The sequence below is a fragment of the Pseudomonas sp. IT-P253 genome (assembly GCF_949768125.1).
GTDB lineage: Bacteria > Pseudomonadota > Gammaproteobacteria > Pseudomonadales > Pseudomonadaceae > Aquipseudomonas.
The window spans coordinates 95532-113717 of sequence record NZ_CATKPT010000083.1; the positions used below are offsets into that span (position 1 = coordinate 95532).

The following is an 18186-nucleotide window of genomic DNA, read 5'->3' on the forward strand; positions in this document are numbered from 1 at the left end:
CAAGCACCCATTTGGAGATTGCCGTCATGAAGATCGGAGAACTGGCCAAACTCACCGACTGCGCCGTGGAAACCATCCGCTATTACGAGCGCGAAAACCTGCTGCCGGAACCGGCCCGCAGCGACGGTAACTACCGCGTCTACACCCAGGCCCACGCCGAACGCCTGACCTTCATCCGCAACTGCCGCACCCTCGACATGACCCTCGAAGAAATCCGCAGCCTGCTGGCCCTGCGCGACAGTCCACAGGATCAGTGCCAAAACGTAAATGCGCTGATCGATGAGCACATCCATCACGTCAAGGCACGGATCGATGGATTGCTGGCGTTACAGACGCAACTGCTCGACCTGCGCCAACGCTGTAGCGAAGGGCCGGACATTGATCAGTGCGGGATTTTGCAGCGCCTGGAAGTGAGCGGCGGAGTGGTGGCGACGGAAGCTGAGCCTTCTCACGTTGGCCGTAGCCACGGCCACTAAGCACACCACAAAACTAAATGTGGGAGCGAGCCTGCTCGCGAATGCGGTGTGTCAGACAACATTGATGTCGACTGATCCACCGCATTCGCGAGCAGGCTCGCTCCCACAGGAATTGCGTCAGGCTTAAACCGCCATTGGCGCGGTCATTGGCGCGTGGTGCTGATAGCCCTCAAGCGAGAAATCACTCGGCTCGATCAACTCCAGCCATTCGGGCTGATAGACACCGGTCTTGGAGAACTCCGGTACACGGTCACTGATCACCAGTTTCGGCATCGGGAACGGCTCGCGCGTGAGCTGTTCGTTGAGCATGTCCAGGTGGTTTTCGTAGACGTGGGCGTCACCGATGAAATAGGTGAACCAGCGTGGCGTGTAACCGGTCAGGCGACCGATCAGGCTCAGCAGCGCGGCGCCTTCGGTGAGGTTGAACGGCGTGCCCAGGCCCAGGTCGTTGGAGCGGATGTAGAGGGTCAGAGAAATCTCTTTGGTCTCGACATTCGGGTGGAACTGGTACAGCAGGTGGCACGGCGGCAGGGCCATTTCATCGAGCTGAGCGACGTTCCAGCCGTGGAACAGGATGCGGCGGCTGCCCGGGTCCTTGATGATGGTGTCGACGCACTGACGGATCTGGTCGATCGCCTTGTACAGCACCACGTAAGCCTGACCGTCTTCTTCGCCTTCAGCGATCTGACGATAACCCTGGCTCAGGGTCTGCTCGATGGCGGCCTGGTTGCTGACCGGAATCTGCTTGTATGCCGGCCATTTGCGCCATTGCACGCCGTAGATCTCGCCGAGGTCGTCTTCACCCTGACGGAACGGGTTGGCCAGCCACTGGGCGTTTTCGTTGGCGTTCTGGTCCCAGACCTTGCAGCCCAGCGCGCGGAATTCGGCGGCGTTGTTCACCCCGCGCAGAAAACCACACATCTCGCCGATGGCCGATTTGAAGGCCATCTTGCGGGTGGTAATCGCCGGAAAACCTTCCTTGAGGTCATAACGCAGCATCGCGCCCGGAAAGCTGATGGTGTTCACGCCGGTGCGGTTGGCCTGCCGGGTGCCGTTCTTGATGACGTGGGCGACCAGTTCGAGGTATTGCTTCATGAGTTACCTGTGTCCTTGAACCCGGGACCAGAGCCCCGGGTTCGAATTTATACTGCCGCCGCTGGAGACGCCGGTGCGCGGTGATACGCCAGCCAGATCAGGAACAGCCCGGCGATGATCATCGGTACGCACAGTAGCTGGCCCATGGTCAGCCAATTCCAGGCCAGATAGCCCAGCTGAGCGTCCGGTACGCGGACGAATTCGACGATGAAACGGAAAATGCCATAGAACAGCGCGAACATTCCCGACACGGCCATGGTCGGCCGCGGCTTGCGCGAAAACAGCCAGAGAATCGCAAACAGCGCCACGCCTTCCAGCGCGAACTGGTACAGCTGCGACGGGTGACGCGGCAACTGCGATGGATCGCTGAAGGGCGGGAAGATCATCGCCCACGGCACGTCGGTCGGTTTGCCCCACAACTCAGCGTTGATGAAGTTGCCGATACGCCCGGCACCGAGGCCGATCGGCACCATGGGTGCGACGAAATCCATCAGCTGGAAAAACGACTTGTTGTTCTTTTTACCGAACCACAACGCCGCCAGCATCACGCCGATGAACCCGCCGTGGAACGACATGCCGCCCTTCCACACCTCGAAGATCAGCGTCGGGTTGGCCAGATAAGCATTCAGATCGTAAAACAGCACATAGCCGAGGCGGCCACCGACGATCACGCCCATCGACATCCAGAAAACCATGTCGGAGAGCTTCTCTTTGGTCCAGGTCGGGTCGAAACGGTTCAACCGACGGGACGCCAGCAGCCAGGCGCCGCCAATGCCGATCAGGTACATCAAACCGTACCAGTGGATTTTCAGCGGACCGATGGCCAGGGCCACCGGATCGATCTGCGGGTAAGGCAGCATTGCGACTCCTCGTTAGAGTTGAAACCTTTAAAAATTCCCGGGCGACGCTGCCACCTCAGGATTAAGCCAACATTGCGGGCTAGAGCAGAAAGCTCAGGCCTACGCAGAACAGCAAAGCGGCGAATAGCTTTTTCAGCAACTTCGGTGATAGCTGGTGGGCCAGTCGCGCACCGAGGCGGGCGAACACCATGCTGGTCAGGGCAATGCCAAGCAACGCCGGCAAGTAAATAAAACCGAGACTATGGGCCGGCAGCAATGGATCGTGCCAGCCCAGAATCATGAAACTTAATGCACTTGCCAGTGCGATCGGCAGCCCGCAGGCGGACGAAGTGGCCACCGCTTGTTGCATCGGCACGCTGCGCCAGGTCAGGAACGGCACGGTCAGCGAGCCGCCGCCAATCCCGAAAATCGCCGAGGCCCAGCCAATCACACTGCCGGCCAAGGTCAGACCGAGTTTACCGGGCACCGTTCGGCTGGCCTTGGGTTTGACCTCCAGCGCCAGTTGGGCGGCGATGACCAACGCAAACACGCCGATGATTTTCTGCAGGTTCGGCCCGGATATCGCTTCAGCCGTCAGCGCGCCGAAACCGGCACCGATCAGAATGCCGACGGTCATCCAGACGAAAATCGGCCAACGCACGGCGCGGCGACGGTGATGCTCACGTACCGCATTGACCGAGGTAAAGATGATCGTCGCCAGGGAAGTACCCACCGCCAGATGCGTCAGGATCGAGGCGTCGAAGCCCTGCAAGGTGAAACTGAACACCAGCACCGGAACGATGATGATCCCGCCTCCAACCCCGAACAGCCCGGCCAGTACGCCTGCGCAAGCACCCAGCGCCAGGTAAAGCAGAAATTCCATGGTGTTCCTTAGCCGCTTCTCAAAAAAAGCACCGGCATGGTAACGGATGCGTGGCCTCAAGCTCTACTGGATGGCGATGGATAGAAGCGTGATGTCTGCGTAAAGTGGACAAAAAACACACAAGGACCACCTTATGTGCCTGATTGTTTTCGCCTGGCGACCGGGCCAAGCCCAGCCACTGATCGTCGCGGCCAACCGCGATGAGTTCTACGCCCGGCCCAGCCTGCCCCTGGCGCAATGGCCCGAAGCGCCGCACGTCTATGCCGGCCGAGACCTGGAGGCCGGTGGCACCTGGCTGGGTATCGGCGCCAACGGACGCTTCGCCGCACTGACCAATATTCGAGACCCGCATCAACCACCCGCCCGCACGTCGCGAGGTGAGCTGGTGGCGCGATTTCTCAGCGGCAACAAGCCGATTGATGACTATTTAAGCGACGTTGTCAGCCGGTCAGTGGAATATGCCGGCTTTAACCTGTTGGTCGGCAATGCCCATGAGCTGTGGCATTTCAATGCTCGGGAGTCTGGGGCTGTGATGTTGCCACCGGGGGTTTATGGGTTGTCGAACGCCGGTCTGGATACGCCTTGGCCGAAGTTGCTCAAGGCACGGGCGGCACTGAAGGAAGTGCTGGAAGATCCGCAGCCGCAAGCGTTATTGGCGTTGCTGGGCGATTCTCAGACCGCACCGTTTACCGAGCTGCCGGACACCGGCGTAGGGTTGGCCACCGAGACGCTGCTGTCGAGTGTGTTCATCGCCAGTCAGAGTTATGGAACGCGGGCGAGTACAGCGTTGATTGTGCAGGCGGATGGGACGCGGGTGATGGTCGAACGGAGTTTCGGGCCGTATGGCGGGCATCTTGGGGAAGTGGAAATCAGGGTTTAGTCGTTGTTGATTGGATGGACGCCTTCGCGAGCGGGCTCGCTCCCACATTGGATTTACGATCGACACATATCCAATGTGGGAGCGAGCCCGCTCGCGAAGAGGCCACTGAAGGTTTAAAGGGTTTTGACCGAAGCCGGATTGATCATCCGCGCCAACCCAAGGTTCTTCAGCGCCAGTTGCAGCGAGCTGTGGATCACTTGCGGGTTGTCGATGGTCATCAACTCGGCGAGCAGCTCCCTGGCCTTGCTCAGGTTGATCTGACGCAGCATCCACTTCACTTTCGGCAAGTTGGTGGCGTTCATCGACAAGCTGTCGAAACCCATCGCCATCAACAGCACCGCTGCCGCCGGATCACCGGCCATTTCGCCGCAGATACTCACGGGCTTGCCTTCGGCATGGGCGTCACGCACCACGTTCTGCAAGGCTTGCAGCACCGCCGGGTGCAGGTAGTCGTAAAGGTCGGCCACCCGCGGGTTGTTACGGTCCACGGCCAGCAGGTACTGGGTCAGGTCGTTGGAGCCGACCGACAGGAAGTCCACTTGCCGCGCCAGTTCCCTGGTTTGATAAACCGCTGCCGGAATTTCGATCATCACGCCGATCGGCGGCATAGGCACGTCGCAACCTTCGTCGCGGACTTCGCCCCAGGCCCGGTGAATCAGGTGCAGGGCCTCTTCCAGTTCGTGAATGCCGGAGATCATCGGCAGCAGAATCCGCAGGTTGTTCAAGCCTTCGCTGGCCTTGAGCATGGCGCGGGTCTGCACCAGGAAGATTTCCGGGTGGTCGAGCGTAACGCGAATACCGCGCCAGCCGAGGAACGGGTTGTCTTCCTTGATCGGGAAGTACGACAGCGACTTGTCGCCGCCGATGTCCAGGCTGCGCATGGTCACCGGTTGCGGGTGGAAGGCGGCGAGTTGCTCGCGATAGATCGCCAGCTGCTCTTTTTCACTCGGGAAGCGCTGATTGATCATGAACGGCACTTCAGTGCGGTACAGACCTACGCCCTCGGCGCCGCGCTTCTGCGCCCGCGCCACGTCAGCCAGCAGGCCGGTGTTGACCCACAGCGGCATGCGGTGACCGTCGATGGTCACGCACGGCAAGTCCCGCAGCGCATCCAGCCCGAGGGCCAGTTGTTTCTCTTCCTCGACTACTTCGGCGAACTGCTTGCGCAGCACGTCACTCGGGTTGGTGTAGACCTCGCCGTGGTAGCCGTCGACGATCATCTGGATGCCGTCGACCTTGGAATACGGCAGATCGACCAGGCCCATCACCGTCGGAATGCCCATGGCACGCGCCAGGATCGCGACGTGGGAGTTGCCGGAACCGAGCACCGAGACCAGGCCGACCAACTTGCCTTCCGGCACCTCGCCGAGCATCGCCGGGGTCAATTCTTCGCTGATCAGAATGGTGTTGTCGGGGTAGACCAGGGTCTGCTGACGCTCTTCCTGCAAGTAAGCCAGCAAGCGGCGACCGAGGTCTTTGACGTCCGAGGCGCGCTCGCGCAGGTAGGCGTCGTCCATCAATTCGAAACGGTTGACGTGTTCGGTGACCACCTGACGCAACGCGCCCTGGGCCCACTGGCCGGTCTTGATTACGGTGGTGATTTCACTGCCTAGCGAGGCATCGTCGAGCATCATCAAATAGACATCGAACAGCGCACGCTCTTCGGGACGCAGCTGAGTTGCCAGCTTGGCCGACAACGCGCGCATGTCGGCGCGCACGCCTTCGATGGCGGTCTTGAACAGACCCAGTTCGGCGTCAATGTCGGCGATGGTCTTGTCGGGCACCACGTCCAGATCGGCCGGTGGCAGCATGACCACCGCCGTACCCACCGCCGCCCCCGGGGAACCCGGAACGCCGACGAACTTGGCTTCCTGGATGCCTTTACCCTGACGGCCAAGGCCGCGGATCGAACCGGTGGCTTCGGCGTGGGCGATAACACCGGCGAGCTGCGCGCTCATGGTCACGAGGAAGGCTTCTTCACCTTCGTCGAACTGGCGGCGTTCTTTTTGCTGAATGACCAACACGCCGACAACGCGGCGGTGGTGAATGATCGGCGCCCCGAGGAATGAAGCGTAGCGTTCTTCACCTGTCTCGGCGAAGTAACGGTAGCGCGGGTGATCCGCGGCGTTTTCGAGGTTCAGGGGTTCTTCACGCGTGCCGACCAGGCCAACCAGACCTTCGTTGGGCGCCATGCTGACTTTGCCGATCGAGCGCTTGTTCAAGCCCTCGGTGGCCATCAGCACGAAGCGGTTGGTTTCAGGGTCAAGCAGGTAGACCGAGCAGACCTGGCTGCCCATGGCCTCTTTGACGCGCAACACAATAATCCCCAACGCCGTCTTGAGATCCTTGGCGGAGTTAACTTCCTGGACGATCTTGCGCAGCGTATTGAGCATGGCTCGGGGTCGAACTCCGTCGTCAGTCGCGCGTTAAAAGGCGCGGGGCAAGCTCTTTGAGAGCGCGTCGATACACCTCGCGCTTGAATGTCACCACCTGGCCCAACGGATACCAATAACTGACCCAGCGCCAGCCATCGAATTCCGGTTTACCGGTCAAATCCATCCGCACCCGCTGCTCGTTGGAGATCAGGCGCAGGAGAAACCATTTCTGCTTCTGGCCGATGCACAGCGGTTGGCTGTGCGTCCTGACCAGACGTTGCGGCAAACGATAGCGCAACCAGCCCCGGGTGCAGGCGAGAATTTCAACATCTTCGCGCTCAAGACCCACTTCTTCGTTCAACTCGCGGTACAAGGCGTCTTCCGGCGTCTCCTGGGGGTTGATTCCACCCTGTGGAAACTGCCAGGCATCTTGATTGATACGGCGAGCCCATAGCACCTGTCCGGCATCATTCGTGAGAATGATCCCGACATTGGGGCGGAAACCATCGGGGTCGATCACGGCAACAACCTCGCAAACGCATGTCGCCGCATTGTTCCACAAAGGTTGTGAAGGCAGCAACGAGCCGGCCAACCTTATGTGCACTCTTGTGAAAAGTCCGTATTCTGGACACCTTTCTACAGACTTTTCAGCGAGTAACTGCAATGCGGCTGGCTTTATTCGACTTGGACAACACTCTTCTGGGCGGCGACAGTGACCACGCCTGGGGCGATTACCTGTGCGAACGCGGCTTCCTTGATGCCGTCGCCTACAAGGCACGCAACGATGAGTTCTATCAGGATTATCTGGCCGGCAGGCTGGACAACGACGCCTACCTGAACTTCTGCCTGGAAGTCCTCGGCCGCACTGAAATGTCCACGCTGGCTCAATGGCACGGCGATTACATGCGCGATTGCATCGAACCTATCGTGCTGCCCAAGGGTATCGAGTTGCTGGCCAAACACCGCGCGGCCGGCGACAAGTTGGTGATCATCACCGCCACCAACCGTTTTGTGACTGGGCCGATTGCACAGCGATTGGGTGTTGAAACCCTGATTGCCACTGAATGCGAAATGATCGAGGGCCGTTATACCGGGCGCAGCACTGACGTTCCGTGCTTCCGGGAAGGCAAGGTGACCCGGCTGAATCGTTGGCTGGAAGAAACCGGGCATTCGCTGCAAGACAGCTATTTCTACAGCGACTCGATGAATGACCTGTCGTTGCTGGAGCAGGTGACGAATCCGGTGGCGGTTGATCCTGACCCGAATTTGCGAGCTGAGGCCGAGAAGCGTGGCTGGCCGGTGATTACTCTGCGCGACTGATATCGCCTTCGCGGGCAAGCCTCGCTCCTACAGGATTTGTGTTGCGCGCCACAAATGGGTACGACGCATAATCTGTAGGAGCGAGGCTTGCCCGCGAAGGGGTCGACTCGGTCTTAAACCTTAAACCGGCTTCGCGCCCATCAACCCGGCAATGGCGATAAAACAGACGAAGCTGAACAGTGCGAGGGCGAAGGTGAACTTGCCGCTGCCTCCCGGCGCCTTGCGCAACTTATTCAAGCGCACCAGCAACCAGAACCAGCCCAGCGCCGCCAGGGTGTAAAGCACACTGGAAGCCAGCAACCAGGTCTGCCCCAATGGCCAGCCCACCAGATGCACCATCCACCAGCCGGTAAATGGCATGCTCAGCAGCGCCAGCCCCATCAGCAGCCAGATGAACACGCGCGGCCGCTGCAAGGTGCGCGCGGGTGCTGTCGCATCGCCATTACGCCGTGTGCGCCAGACCCAGATGGCCAGTCCGAGCGCGCTGACCAACAGCACCACCGTCGCCACCATATGAGCCATTTTCAGGGCGGTTAACGTTTCCATTGTTCGATTTCCTTATGAGCTGCCCATCAGCGTAGCCCCTCAGCCAAGAAACAGCTGATAGGCCGGATTGTCGCTTTCGTCCCAGTACGGGTAGCCGATTTCCTCGAGCGCAGCGGGAACCAGATGACGTTCTTCGTGGGGCACTTGCAGGCCCGCGACCACGCGACCATCCGCTGCACCGTGGTTGCGGTAGTGAAACATCGAGATGTTCCAGCGCCCACCGAGCTTGTTGAGGAAGTTGAACAGCGCGCCTGGCCGCTCCGGGAATTCGAAGCGCAGCACCACTTCATCGACCACCTGGGCTGCGCGGCCACCGACCATGTGCCGGATGTGCAACTTGGCGAGTTCGTTATCGGTCAGGTCCAGCACCGGAAAACCCTGCTCGGTCAGACTGGCGAGCAACGCACTGCGCGGGTCATTCTCTGGATGCGTTTGCACACCAACGAAGATGTGGGCTTCGCTGCCGGTGTTGTAGCGGTAGTTGAATTCAGTAATCTGACGCTTGCCGATGGCTTCGCAGAACGCCTTGAAGCTGCCCGGCTTCTCGGGGATGGTCACGGCGATGATGGCTTCGCGGCCCTCGCCCAGCTCGGCGCGCTCGGCAACGTGGCGCAGGCGGTCGAAATTGACGTTGGCGCCGGAGTCGATCGCCACAAAAGTGTGCCCGGTGACGCCGCGCTGCTCGACGTACTTCTTGATCCCGGCCACGCCCAGGGCGCCAGCCGGTTCGGTGATCGAGCGGGTGTCGTCGTAAATATCCTTGATCGCCGCGCAGATCTCGTCGGTGCTGACGGTGATGACTTCATCGACGTAGTCTTTGCAGATGTCGAAGGTGTGCTGACCGATCTGGGCCACCGCAACGCCGTCGGCGAAGAGGCCCACCGTCGGCAGCACCACGCGCTCGCCGGCCGCCATGGCGGCTTGCAGGCAGTTGGAGTCGTCCGGTTCGACGCCGATGATTTTAATCTCCGGGCGCAGGTACTTCACGTAAGCCGCAATGCCGGCGATCAAGCCACCGCCGCCCACCGGAACAAAAATCGCGTCGAGACGCCCAGGGTGCTGGCGCAGAATTTCCATGGCCACCGTGCCCTGCCCGGCAATGGTGTGGGGATCGTCGTACGGATGGATGTAGACATAGCCCTTTTCATCGACCAGTTTCAGCGAGTAGGCCAGGGCTTCCGGGAACGTATCCCCGTGCAGCACCACTTTGCCACCACGGGAACGCACGCCTTCGACCTTGATTTCCGGGGTGGTCTTGGGCATCACGATGGTTGCTTTCACGCCCAGCACTTTCGCCGCCAGGGCCAGGCCCTGCGCGTGATTGCCCGCAGACGCAGTGACCACGCCGCGTGCGCGCTCTTCGTCACTGAGCTGAGTCAGCTTGTTGTAAGCGCCCCGAATCTTGAACGAGAACACCGGCTGCAAGTCTTCGCGCTTGAGCCAAATATTGTTGCCCAGCCGCTCGGAGAGCTGGCGAGCAGTCTGCAATGGAGTTTCTACGGCAACGTCATAAACGCGCGAGGTGAGGATCTTTTTGACGTACTGTTCGAGCATCGGAAAGCATCACTGAGCGGGTTGGGCAGGGCCAAGGAGTCTAACCTGCCTTTCGGCCGCACGACCACACTTGTAGGAGCGAGGCTTGCCCGCGAAAGCGATCTCACTGCCAATATTTGTGCTGCATGTGACGGCCTCTTCGCGGGCAAGCCTCGCTCCTACGGGTAACGGTCACGGTTAGGGTTACGGGTGCAGCTATCAGTCGTGACCCGCCAATCGGGCAATGACCTTGCCCGCCCCGAAGCCTATAATGCTGGCCTTTCGTCCCCCCTCTTCGGCACCTCGGAGCCCGCATGACCCAGGATCAACTCAAACAGGCAGTGGCTCAGGCCGCCGTCGACTTCATCCTCCCGAAACTCGACGACAAGAGCATCGTCGGGGTCGGCACCGGCTCCACCGCCAACTGCTTTATCGACGCACTGGCCAAGCACAAAGGCGCGTTCGATGGCGCAGTCGCCAGCTCTGAAGCCACCGCCGCGCGCCTCAAGGGCCACGGTATTCCGGTGTATGAGCTGAACACCGTCAGCGACCTGGAGTTCTACGTCGACGGCGCCGATGAGAGCGACGAGCACCTGCACCTGATCAAGGGCGGCGGCGCAGCCCTGACCCGCGAGAAGATCGTCGCTGCCGTGGCCAAGACCTTCATCTGCATCGCCGACGCGAGCAAACTCGTACCGGTCCTCGGCGCGTTCCCGTTGCCAGTGGAAGTGATCCCGATGGCCCGCAGCCACGTGGCCCGCGAGCTGGTGAAACTGGGCGGCGACCCGGTCTACCGTGAAGGCGTGCTGACCGACAACGGCAACATCATCCTCGACGTGTTCAACATGCAGATCACCAACCCGGTGGAGCTGGAGACGCAGATCAACGCCATCGTCGGCGTAGTGACCAACGGTTTGTTCGCGGCACGTCCAGCGGATTTGCTGTTGTTGGGCACAAGCGAAGGCGTGAAGACCCTCCGCGCCCAATAAGCCCAAGAACACTGCAAAACCTGTGGGAGCGAGCCTGCTCGCGAATGCGGTATGTCAGTCTCAGAGTTGCTGACTGATACACCGCATTCGCGAGCAGGCTCGCTCCCACATTGGTTATAGGGTGTTTGTCAGGGTTGTGCCGGTTTCTTGAAGGCGTAGAACAGGTTTGGCTCGCTGACCATGTACAACGTGCCAGCCTCGTCCAGCGCCACGCCTTCGGCGCGAGGAATGGTCTCGTTCAGGCCATTGAAGCTGCCCAGCAAAGCCATGAAACTGACCTGTTTGCCCTTCTCGTCCAACTCCAGCAGCAGGTGAGAGTCGGCAGACAACACCAGTGTGTGATGGGTGCGCGGGTCTATGGCCAGGGCTGACAGGTTGCGCATGTCCAGTGCATTACTGGCGAGTTTTTGCTTGTCGCCGGTGAGGGTCTGCCCATCGCTGCTTTTCCAGGTGAACAGTGCCGGTGGACGCTCTTCACCCAGCAGCATTTGCTGATTGCGCGAATCCCAGACAACGCCTTCGAACGCCTTGTTCTGGTTTTTTGAAGGGCCGAGGTCGTATTTCGGGAAGTTGGCGATGTTCAGCTCGCGGGTATTGGCATCGACCTTGACGATGGTGAGCAGATGCTGGCGCTCATCGACGATGGCCAGCAGGCCATTGCCCATGACCGTCACGCCTTCCGGGTTGCTCCAGCCCACCAGTGGCATCTTGCGCAGCACGTCGCCCTGCAGGTTCAGCTCGACCAGGAACGGGTTTTTGCCCATTACCGAAAACAGGGTTTTAGTTTGCGGATCGTAGGCCAGGTCCGACGCTTCGTCGCTCTCCATGCCCGGCAGCAGCTTGGCATCGATCACCGCCCGATAATCCGGTAGCCAGACGCTCGCCTGACGTTCGCTCGGGCTTACAAAACGCTCGCGCAACCAAAGCACGCCACGATTGTCCCAATGCATCGCAAACGCCAGGCCATACGCGGCAGCGGCCAATAGCAAAAGCCAGAAAGACCAACGCTTGAAGAAGCTCGAGCGACGGGCGGTTTTAAACGTGGGCATCGGTGTGGTGGCCATGACGAGTTGTGTTCCAGAAGTGCAGAGATGGGCACCTTGTAGGAGCGAGGCTTGCCCGCGAAGAACGATGACGCGGTGTCCCAGCTAGACCGCATGGCTCCCTTCGCGGGCAAGCCTCGCTCCTACAAGGGTTCAGCGATGTTTCGACTAGCGGACGCTGCTGGTGAAGCGACTGGCACCGGGCAATTCCAGCACCAGTTCATCACCGACATTCAGCGGGCCCACGCCAACCGGCGTGCCCGTGAGGATCACGTCGCCGGCTTGCAGCGAGAAACAGCCGGCCATGTACTGAATCATCGGCACGATCGGGTTGAGCATATCCTTGCTGTTGCCATCCTGACGAACGTCGCCGTTGATGGTCAGGCGGATGCCGATGTCGGTCAGGTCAGCAAAGCTGCTGCCGGACACAAACGGGGCAATCACCGCCGCGCCGTCGAAGGATTTGGCGACTTCCCATGGCAGGCCCTTGGATTTCAGCTCGGCCTGCTTCTCGCGCAAGGTCAAGTCCAGCGCCGGGGCAAAACCGGAGATGGCATCCAGCACTTCTTCACGGCTTGGTTTGGTCGACAACGGCTTGCCGATCAACACCGCGATCTCTGCCTCGTAATGCACCGAGCCACGCTCGGTGGGGATACTGAAGCCACCTTCCAGCGGTACCACGCAACTGCCTGGCTTGATGAACAGCAATGGCTCGGTAGGCACCGGGTTGTCCAGTTCCTTGGCGTGTTCGGCGTAGTTGCGGCCAATGCACACCACTTTCCCCAGCGGGAAGTGAATACGCGTACCGTCGACATACTGGTGCTGATAGCTCATTACCGACTCCTGGTTCGTTGATTCAAACAGCGAAAATCTTGCCCGGATTCATGATGCCGTTCGGGTCGAACACCGCTTTGACGGCTTTCATGTACTCGATCTCAACTGGCGAGCGGCTGTAGGTCAAGTAATCACGCTTGGTCATGCCCACGCCGTGCTCGGCGGAAATCGAACCGTTGTACTTCTCGACAGTTTCAAACACCCACTTGTTCACGGTTGCGCACTTGGCGAAGAACTCATCTTTGCTCAGGTTTTCCGGCTTGAGGATGTTCAAGTGCAGGTTGCCGTCGCCGATGTGGCCGAACCAGACAATTTCGAAATCCGGGTAGTGTTCGCCGACGATCGCATCGATTTCCTTCAGGAACGCCGGGACTTTCGACACAGTGACCGAGATGTCGTTTTTGTACGGCGTCCAGTGGGAGATGGTTTCGGAGATGTATTCGCGCAGCTTCCAGAGATTCTGCAGCTGGGTTTCGCTCTGGCTCATCACACCGTCCAGCACCCAGCCCTGTTCGACGCAATGCTCGAAAGTTTCCAGGGCGTGGTTGGCCACTTCTTCAGTGGTCGCTTCGAATTCCAGCAGCGCGTAGAACGGGCAATCGGTTTCGAACGGCGCCGGCACGTCGCCGCGCGCCATGACTTTGGCCAAGGCTTTGTCGGAGAAGAATTCGAATGCGGTCAGGTCGAGTTTGCTCTGGAACGCGTGCAATACCGGCATGATCGAGTCGAAATCGGCAGTACCGAGGACCATCGCGGTGAGGTTTTTCGGGGCACGATCCAGACGCATGGTCGCTTCAACCACAAAACCGAGGGTCCCTTCCGCGCCAATGAACAGCTGACGCAGGTCGTAGCCGGTCGCGTTCTTGATCAGGTCGCGGTTCAGTTCCAGCAGATCGCCCTTGCCGGTGACGACTTTCATACCGGCGACCCAGTTGCGGGTCATGCCGTAGCGAATCACCTTGATCCCGCCGGCATTGGTGCCGATATTGCCGCCAATCTGACTGGAGCCTGCCGAAGCGAAGTCCACCGGGTAGTACAGGCCTTTTCTTCGGCCACGTTCTGCAAATGCTCGGTGACCACGCCCGGCTGGCACACGGCTGTGCGGTCGGTCATGTTCACGTCGAGGATCTGGTTCATATAGTCGAAGGACACGACCACTTCGCCATTCGCCGCCACCGCTGCAGCGGAAAGCCCGGTACGCCCACCGGACGGCACCAGCGCAATCTTGTGCTCATTGGCCCAGCGCACGATGGCCTGGACCTGCTCGGTGGTCTTGGGGAATACGATGGCGGTCGGGGCCGGAGCGAAATGCTTGGTCCAATCCTTACCGTAAGCATTCAGGGAGTCGGCATCGGTCAGCATCTTGCCAGGCTCAACCAGGGTCTTCAGCTCTTCAATCAAGGCAGGATTGGTCATCGACAGAACTCTCGAACAATTCATGGTCATCCTGAGAACGCTTCACGTCGCAGGAATGAGTGTTTAGCGGGGTGCATATGCTAGCATACCGCCCCCGCAGCATAGTGCCGAAAGGCTATTCTGCGGCGACGGCTTTCCTGCCGTTCGGGTCAGCGTCTGTTGACCATTTCCTGCCATTTTTCTCCGGGATACAGGTTTACGCAGATGAGCAAGACTTCTCTCGATAAGAGCAAGATCAAGTTCCTTCTTCTCGAAGGCGTCCACCAATCGGCTGTCGACGTCCTCAAGTCGGCGGGCTACACCAGCATCGAGTACCTCACAGGTTCTCTGCCGGAAGCCCAGCTGAAGGAAAAGATCGCTGATGCTCACTTCATCGGCATTCGCTCCCGCACTCAATTGACCGAAGAGATCTTCGATCACGCGAAGAAACTGGTGGCTGTTGGCTGTTTCTGCATCGGCACCAATCAGGTCGACCTGAACGCGGCTCGCGAACGCGGTATCGCGGTGTTCAACGCGCCGTACTCCAACACCCGTTCCGTTGCAGAGCTGGTACTGGCCGAAGCGATCCTGTTGCTGCGCGGCATCCCTGAGAAGAACGCTTCCTGCCACCGTGGCGGCTGGATCAAGAGCGCGGCCAACTCCTTCGAGATCCGCGGCAAGAAGCTGGGCATCGTCGGTTACGGCTCGATCGGTACTCAATTGTCGGTCCTGGCTGAAGGCCTGGGCATGCAGGTGTACTTCTACGACACCGTGACCAAGCTGCCATTGGGTAACGCCACTCAGGTCGGCAACCTGCACGAACTGCTGGGCATGTCCGACATTGTCACCCTGCACGTTCCGGAAACCGCTGCGACCCAGTGGATGATCGGCGAGAAGGAAATCCGCGCCATCAAGAAGGGCGGCATCCTGATCAACGCGGCGCGTGGCACCGTGGTCGAACTGGACGCCCTGGCGGACGCGATCAAGGACAAGCACCTGATCGGCGCGGCCATCGACGTATTCCCGGTAGAGCCTCGCTCCAACGAAGAAGAGTTCGAAAGCCCGCTACGTGGCCTGGACAACGTGATCCTGACCCCGCACATCGGTGGTTCCACCGCTGAAGCACAAGCCAACATCGGCCTGGAAGTGGCCGAGAAACTGGTCAAGTACAGCGACAACGGTACCTCCGTATCGTCCGTGAACTTCCCGGAAGTGGCCCTGCCGGCTCACCCTGGCAAGCACCGTTTGCTGCACATCCACGAGAACATTCCGGGTGTGATGAGCGAGATCAACAAGGTCTTCGCCGAAAACGGTATCAACATCTCCGGTCAGTTCCTGCAGACCAACGAGAAAGTCGGCTACGTGGTCATCGACGTCGACGCCGAGTACTCGGACCTGGCGCAAGAGAAGCTGCAGCACATCAACGGCACCATTCGTTGCCGAGTGTTGTTCTGATAGCGACTTGAGTGAGCGAAAAGGGAGCTCCTCGGAGCTCCCTTTTTCATGCCTGTGGAAAAGTCATTCCACATTCACGGTGATTTTTTTCGAAACGATCGGAGGATCGAACGGCATGTGGCCGCTGTCGCCCAGCTCCAGCTGCAGGGTGTGCTTGCCCGGTGCCAGTTTGATATCGGCCTGGGTTTGCGCTTTGCCGAAGTGCATACGGTGGGCATCATTCGGAATCGGCGCGCCTTCGGCAGGAAGCTTGTCGACGTCGATCAGCAGATGGTGATGGCCAGTATTTTTCGTCGTATCGCCTGCCGGTGCGAGAGCGATATCCTTGACGCCGAATTTGACGGTGAACGTTTGCGGGACCGTAGCGCCATCTTCGGGAGATACGATGAACACTTCTGCCCCCTTGGGAGCCGGAGTCGCAGCCGTTGCCAGCATCGAAGCACCCAGTAACAGACCAGCGAATGCTGCTCGAGACATAAACGTTTTCATTCTCTTCTCCAGTTTTTTCGTAAAATCCGCGCAGTCATGACAACTTCACGGCCATTCGGTGTCGAAGCCACTCAATAACCATAGCAAAGCGAGCCTGAATCAGAGCATCGCAAAATGAATTCAAAGGAGTGACCATGCGTTTTTTGCCTGGCCTGATCTGCCTGCTACCCCTTTTGAGCCCCTTGGCTCATGCCGAACTGATTGACGACGTAAACGACCGTGGCGAATTGCGCATTGCGCTTGAGGCGAATACACCGCCCTTCAATTACAAGGACGACGGCAAACTCACCGGATTCGAAGTCGAACTGGGCCAACTGCTGGCCGACGAACTGGATGTGCGGGCTGACTTTGTCGTCACCGACGCCAGCGATTTGTTGCCCGGCGTTGAAACCGGCAAGTACGACATCGCGATCAACCACATAACAATGACCTCGGCGCTCAAGGATCGTTTCGACTTCAGCGAACCTTACAGTTACACCCATGCGCAATTGATCGCGCAGAAAGAAGAGCCGCAATCGATACTGCTGGTGCAGTCGCTGACGCAAGAGAAGCCGAAGGCGAACCCGATGGTGAGCCTGGCGATTCCGTTCCAGAAGGGGAACCCGGCATTTCACGCCAGCCTGGAAAACGCGCTGCAGCGGATCAAGGCGGATGGCCGGTTGGAGGCGTTGTCGCAGAAGTGGTTGGGTGCGGACACGAGCGTGGCGCCCAAACCCTGATTTCAGGTTGGTGAATACCCCTGTGGGAGCGAGCCTGCTCGCGAATGCGGGATGACAGTCGACAGAGATGTTGAATGTGACTCCCCTTCGCGAGCAGGCTCGCTCCCACTGGTGCTCGGTGTCAGGCGAGATGGACTAGTGCTGCCGCGGCTTCAGCTAACTCCAGCTCACTGAAGACGTGCACGCCATGGCGTTTGAGCAACGCAGCAGTGACACCTTCGCCGCTGATCTTCACACCGCTGAACGTCCCGTCATACGTCAGCAAATTCCCGCAGGACGGGCTGTTAGCCTTCAGTACCGCGATCCGGATGCCGTGTTGTTGCACCAGCTCCAGCGCCTGGCAAGCGCCCGACAAAAACTGCGCACTGACATCCTCACCCTCGGTGGTGATCACCGAGGCATGGCCGTCCAGCACGTCACCACCCTGCCCGCCCGGGATTTCCGCTGCGGCCCTGGGCGTCGGCAACCCGCCAGCCACCTCAGGACACAGCGGCACGACCCGACCTTCGTCGACCCACAGTTGCAGCTGATCGAATGGCCCACTGGCCCCGCCGTCGTAACGTACGCGATGCCCCAGCAGGCAGCGGCTTACCAGAATTTTTTGCATGATCAGAACGGCTCGTTGCCGCGACGCCGGAACCAACCGGTCAACGACAGGCGATCTCGGGTCGCGGGCAGGACTTCGTGGGGGACTTCGCCCGACAGGAACACCACCAGACATCCGCCGGTAGGCACCACATCGTGCTCAACGCCCTCTTTCAGGTACATGCGCAGTTGGCCCCCGTGCTCAGGCAGCCAGCCGTCATTGAGGTAGACCACCGCCGATACCATGCGCCGGTCATCGTCACGGAACCGGTCGAGATGCTTGAGGTAAAAAGCGCCAGGCGGGTACATCGCGAAATGGCTTTCGAAGTCTTCCAGGCCCAGGTACAAACCGCGATTCATTGCTTCGCGCAGGCTGTCCATCAACTGCAGATAGCTGTCGCAAGCCAACGCCTGACCGGGCTCGATCCACTGGATGTGGTCGCCACGAATCCCCTCGCGAATCTCCGATAACGGCCCGCGCCCTACGGCGGCCGGGGCCAACTCGCCCTCGGTGGCACGTTTACGGCACTCGGCCGCCAGCTCCTCGGTCAGAGCCTGGGGCAGGAAAATATTCTGCTGCGACCAGCCGTGTGCAGCGAGGTCGTCGACGATACGTAACAGCAGCGGGTGATCAGAGGATATTTGCATAGGCCGCATAGTATTCCTGTGCCTGAAAATCCGACAGAGCCACGCGGCGGCTTGATACGAATTCTCGACAAGTCCGTATGCC

The 18186-nt window shown here is 59.7% G+C and carries 19 protein-coding genes and 1 pseudogene; 6 read left to right on the forward strand and 14 right to left on the reverse strand.

From position 1 onward, the window contains the following. Positions 1–26: 26 nt before the first annotated feature. Complete coding sequence (gene cadR, locus ACM6IR_RS26625; RefSeq protein WP_414910452.1) at positions 27–476, forward strand: Cd(II)/Pb(II)-responsive transcriptional regulator; 450 nt, start codon at positions 27–29, stop codon at positions 474–476. Positions 477–599: 123 nt separating this feature from the next. On the opposite strand, the gene ACM6IR_RS26630 is transcribed toward cadR, so the two are convergent. The 3 genes from ACM6IR_RS26630 to ACM6IR_RS26640 form a co-directional block, all read right to left on the reverse strand. After that, positions 600–1571 carry a thymidylate synthase gene (locus tag ACM6IR_RS26630; protein ID WP_414910453.1) on the reverse strand — a complete coding sequence of 324 codons (972 nt, stop codon included), beginning with the start codon at positions 1569–1571 and terminating at the stop codon, positions 600–602. Between the two features lie 47 nt (positions 1572–1618). Beyond that, positions 1619–2431, reverse strand: a complete 813-nt coding sequence (gene lgt / locus ACM6IR_RS26635; RefSeq protein ID WP_414910454.1) for a prolipoprotein diacylglyceryl transferase — start codon at positions 2429–2431, stop codon at positions 1619–1621. Between the two features lie 79 nt (positions 2432–2510). Continuing rightward, positions 2511–3293: a sulfite exporter TauE/SafE family protein gene (locus ACM6IR_RS26640; RefSeq protein ID WP_414910455.1), complete on the reverse strand. Its 783-nt coding sequence runs from the start codon at positions 3291–3293 to the stop codon at positions 2511–2513. 133 nt (positions 3294–3426) lie between these two features. Here ACM6IR_RS26640 and ACM6IR_RS26645 point away from each other — a divergent pair, with 133 nt between their 5' ends. Beyond that, positions 3427–4173: an NRDE family protein gene (locus ACM6IR_RS26645; protein ID WP_414910456.1), complete on the forward strand. Its 747-nt coding sequence runs from the start codon at positions 3427–3429 to the stop codon at positions 4171–4173. 113 nt (positions 4174–4286) lie between these two features. Here the strand turns inward: ACM6IR_RS26645 and ptsP are convergent, their stop codons facing one another. Together ptsP and ACM6IR_RS26655 are read right to left on the reverse strand one after the other, a co-directional pair. Continuing rightward, on the reverse strand, positions 4287–6566 hold the full coding sequence (ptsP, locus tag ACM6IR_RS26650; RefSeq protein ID WP_414910457.1) for a phosphoenolpyruvate--protein phosphotransferase: 2280 nt from the start codon (positions 6564–6566) through the stop codon (positions 4287–4289). 22 nt (positions 6567–6588) lie between these two features. Continuing rightward, positions 6589–7068, reverse strand: coding sequence for an RNA pyrophosphohydrolase (locus ACM6IR_RS26655; RefSeq protein WP_007945562.1), 480 nt, complete (start codon positions 7066–7068; stop codon positions 6589–6591). A 143-nt stretch (positions 7069–7211) separates the two neighbouring features. On the opposite strand from ACM6IR_RS26655, the gene ACM6IR_RS26660 reads away from it, so the two are divergent. Beyond that, entirely contained in the window at positions 7212–7868 is a 657-nt protein-coding gene (locus ACM6IR_RS26660) for an HAD family hydrolase (protein ID WP_414910458.1), read from the forward strand. Positions 7869–7988: 120 nt separating this feature from the next. Here the strand turns inward: ACM6IR_RS26660 and ACM6IR_RS26665 are convergent, their stop codons facing one another. Both ACM6IR_RS26665 and ilvA read right to left on the reverse strand, forming a co-directional pair. After that, positions 7989–8414 carry a DUF2269 domain-containing protein gene (locus tag ACM6IR_RS26665; protein ID WP_414910459.1) on the reverse strand — a complete coding sequence of 142 codons (426 nt, stop codon included), beginning with the start codon at positions 8412–8414 and terminating at the stop codon, positions 7989–7991. Positions 8415–8453: 39 nt separating this feature from the next. Continuing rightward, entirely contained in the window at positions 8454–9968 is a 1515-nt protein-coding gene (gene ilvA / locus ACM6IR_RS26670) for a threonine ammonia-lyase, biosynthetic (RefSeq protein WP_414910460.1), read from the reverse strand. A gap of 293 nt (positions 9969–10261) precedes the next feature. On the opposite strand from ilvA, the gene rpiA reads away from it, so the two are divergent. Beyond that, positions 10262–10936, forward strand: a complete 675-nt coding sequence (gene rpiA, locus ACM6IR_RS26675) for a ribose-5-phosphate isomerase RpiA (protein ID WP_223488219.1) — start codon at positions 10262–10264, stop codon at positions 10934–10936. A 128-nt stretch (positions 10937–11064) separates the two neighbouring features. On the opposite strand, the gene ACM6IR_RS26680 is transcribed toward rpiA, so the two are convergent. The 4 genes and pseudogenes from ACM6IR_RS26680 to ACM6IR_RS26695 all read right to left on the reverse strand — a co-directional run. Next, a complete protein-coding gene (locus tag ACM6IR_RS26680) occupies positions 11065–12000 on the reverse strand; it encodes an SdiA-regulated domain-containing protein (protein ID WP_414910461.1) in 936 nt (311 codons plus the stop codon). 147 nt (positions 12001–12147) lie between these two features. Then, entirely contained in the window at positions 12148–12813 is a 666-nt protein-coding gene (locus ACM6IR_RS26685; RefSeq protein ID WP_414910462.1) for a fumarylacetoacetate hydrolase family protein, read from the reverse strand. A gap of 22 nt (positions 12814–12835) precedes the next feature. Further along, the gene (locus tag ACM6IR_RS26690; protein WP_414910530.1) at positions 12836–13756 is read right to left on the reverse strand and encodes an FAD-binding oxidoreductase; all 921 of its coding nucleotides are present in this window, start codon (positions 13754–13756) and stop codon (positions 12836–12838) included. Next, a pseudogene (locus ACM6IR_RS26695) lies at positions 13754–14259 on the reverse strand (FAD-binding oxidoreductase); the annotation flags it as partial. The gene ACM6IR_RS26690 and the pseudogene ACM6IR_RS26695, both read right to left, overlap by 3 nt. A gap of 174 nt (positions 14260–14433) precedes the next feature. Between ACM6IR_RS26695 and serA the strand changes: the two are divergent. Next, positions 14434–15663 carry a phosphoglycerate dehydrogenase gene (serA, locus tag ACM6IR_RS26700; protein ID WP_414910463.1) on the forward strand — a complete coding sequence of 410 codons (1230 nt, stop codon included), beginning with the start codon at positions 14434–14436 and terminating at the stop codon, positions 15661–15663. Positions 15664–15726: 63 nt separating this feature from the next. On the opposite strand, the gene ACM6IR_RS26705 is transcribed toward serA, so the two are convergent. Beyond that, complete coding sequence (locus ACM6IR_RS26705) at positions 15727–16152, reverse strand: DUF4399 domain-containing protein (RefSeq protein ID WP_414910464.1); 426 nt, start codon at positions 16150–16152, stop codon at positions 15727–15729. A 134-nt stretch (positions 16153–16286) separates the two neighbouring features. Between ACM6IR_RS26705 and ACM6IR_RS26710 the strand changes: the two genes are divergently transcribed. Then, entirely contained in the window at positions 16287–16871 is a 585-nt protein-coding gene (locus tag ACM6IR_RS26710) for a transporter substrate-binding domain-containing protein (RefSeq protein WP_414910465.1), read from the forward strand. Positions 16872–16992: 121 nt separating this feature from the next. On the opposite strand, the gene ACM6IR_RS26715 is transcribed toward ACM6IR_RS26710, so the two are convergent. After that, complete coding sequence (locus tag ACM6IR_RS26715) at positions 16993–17478, reverse strand: DUF523 domain-containing protein (RefSeq protein ID WP_414910466.1); 486 nt, start codon at positions 17476–17478, stop codon at positions 16993–16995. Positions 17479–17480: 2 nt separating this feature from the next. Then, positions 17481–18113, reverse strand: coding sequence for a 2OG-Fe(II) oxygenase (locus tag ACM6IR_RS26720; RefSeq protein WP_414910467.1), 633 nt, complete (start codon positions 18111–18113; stop codon positions 17481–17483). Between the last annotated feature and the right edge of the window lie 73 nt (positions 18114–18186).

What these genes read in the sequence shown, in the direction of transcription:
- cadR (WP_414910452.1), top strand. Translation starts at nt 27, where the DNA reads ATGAAGATCGGAGAACTGGCCAAACTCACCGACTGCGCCGTGGAAACC.
- ACM6IR_RS26630 (WP_414910453.1), bottom strand. Translation starts at nt 1,571, where the DNA reads ATGAAGCAATACCTCGAACTGGTCGCCCACGTCATCAAGAACGGCACC.
- lgt (WP_414910454.1), bottom strand. Translation starts at nt 2,431, where the DNA reads ATGCTGCCTTACCCGCAGATCGATCCGGTGGCCCTGGCCATCGGTCCG.
- ACM6IR_RS26640 (WP_414910455.1), bottom strand. Translation starts at nt 3,293, where the DNA reads ATGGAATTTCTGCTTTACCTGGCGCTGGGTGCTTGCGCAGGCGTACTG.
- ACM6IR_RS26645 (WP_414910456.1), top strand. Translation starts at nt 3,427, where the DNA reads ATGTGCCTGATTGTTTTCGCCTGGCGACCGGGCCAAGCCCAGCCACTG.
- ptsP (WP_414910457.1), bottom strand. Translation starts at nt 6,566, where the DNA reads ATGCTCAATACGCTGCGCAAGATCGTCCAGGAAGTTAACTCCGCCAAG.
- ACM6IR_RS26660 (WP_414910458.1), top strand. Translation starts at nt 7,212, where the DNA reads ATGCGGCTGGCTTTATTCGACTTGGACAACACTCTTCTGGGCGGCGAC.
- ACM6IR_RS26665 (WP_414910459.1), bottom strand. Translation starts at nt 8,414, where the DNA reads ATGGAAACGTTAACCGCCCTGAAAATGGCTCATATGGTGGCGACGGTG.
- ilvA (WP_414910460.1), bottom strand. Translation starts at nt 9,968, where the DNA reads ATGCTCGAACAGTACGTCAAAAAGATCCTCACCTCGCGCGTTTATGAC.
- rpiA (WP_223488219.1), top strand. Translation starts at nt 10,262, where the DNA reads ATGACCCAGGATCAACTCAAACAGGCAGTGGCTCAGGCCGCCGTCGAC.
- ACM6IR_RS26680 (WP_414910461.1), bottom strand. Translation starts at nt 12,000, where the DNA reads ATGGCCACCACACCGATGCCCACGTTTAAAACCGCCCGTCGCTCGAGC.
- ACM6IR_RS26685 (WP_414910462.1), bottom strand. Translation starts at nt 12,813, where the DNA reads ATGAGCTATCAGCACCAGTATGTCGACGGTACGCGTATTCACTTCCCG.
- ACM6IR_RS26690 (WP_414910530.1), bottom strand. Translation starts at nt 13,756, where the DNA reads ATGACCCGCAACTGGGTCGCCGGTATGAAAGTCGTCACCGGCAAGGGC.
- serA (WP_414910463.1), top strand. Translation starts at nt 14,434, where the DNA reads ATGAGCAAGACTTCTCTCGATAAGAGCAAGATCAAGTTCCTTCTTCTC.
- ACM6IR_RS26705 (WP_414910464.1), bottom strand. Translation starts at nt 16,152, where the DNA reads ATGAAAACGTTTATGTCTCGAGCAGCATTCGCTGGTCTGTTACTGGGT.
- ACM6IR_RS26710 (WP_414910465.1), top strand. Translation starts at nt 16,287, where the DNA reads ATGCGTTTTTTGCCTGGCCTGATCTGCCTGCTACCCCTTTTGAGCCCC.
- ACM6IR_RS26715 (WP_414910466.1), bottom strand. Translation starts at nt 17,478, where the DNA reads ATGCAAAAAATTCTGGTAAGCCGCTGCCTGCTGGGGCATCGCGTACGT.
- ACM6IR_RS26720 (WP_414910467.1), bottom strand. Translation starts at nt 18,113, where the DNA reads ATGCGGCCTATGCAAATATCCTCTGATCACCCGCTGCTGTTACGTATC.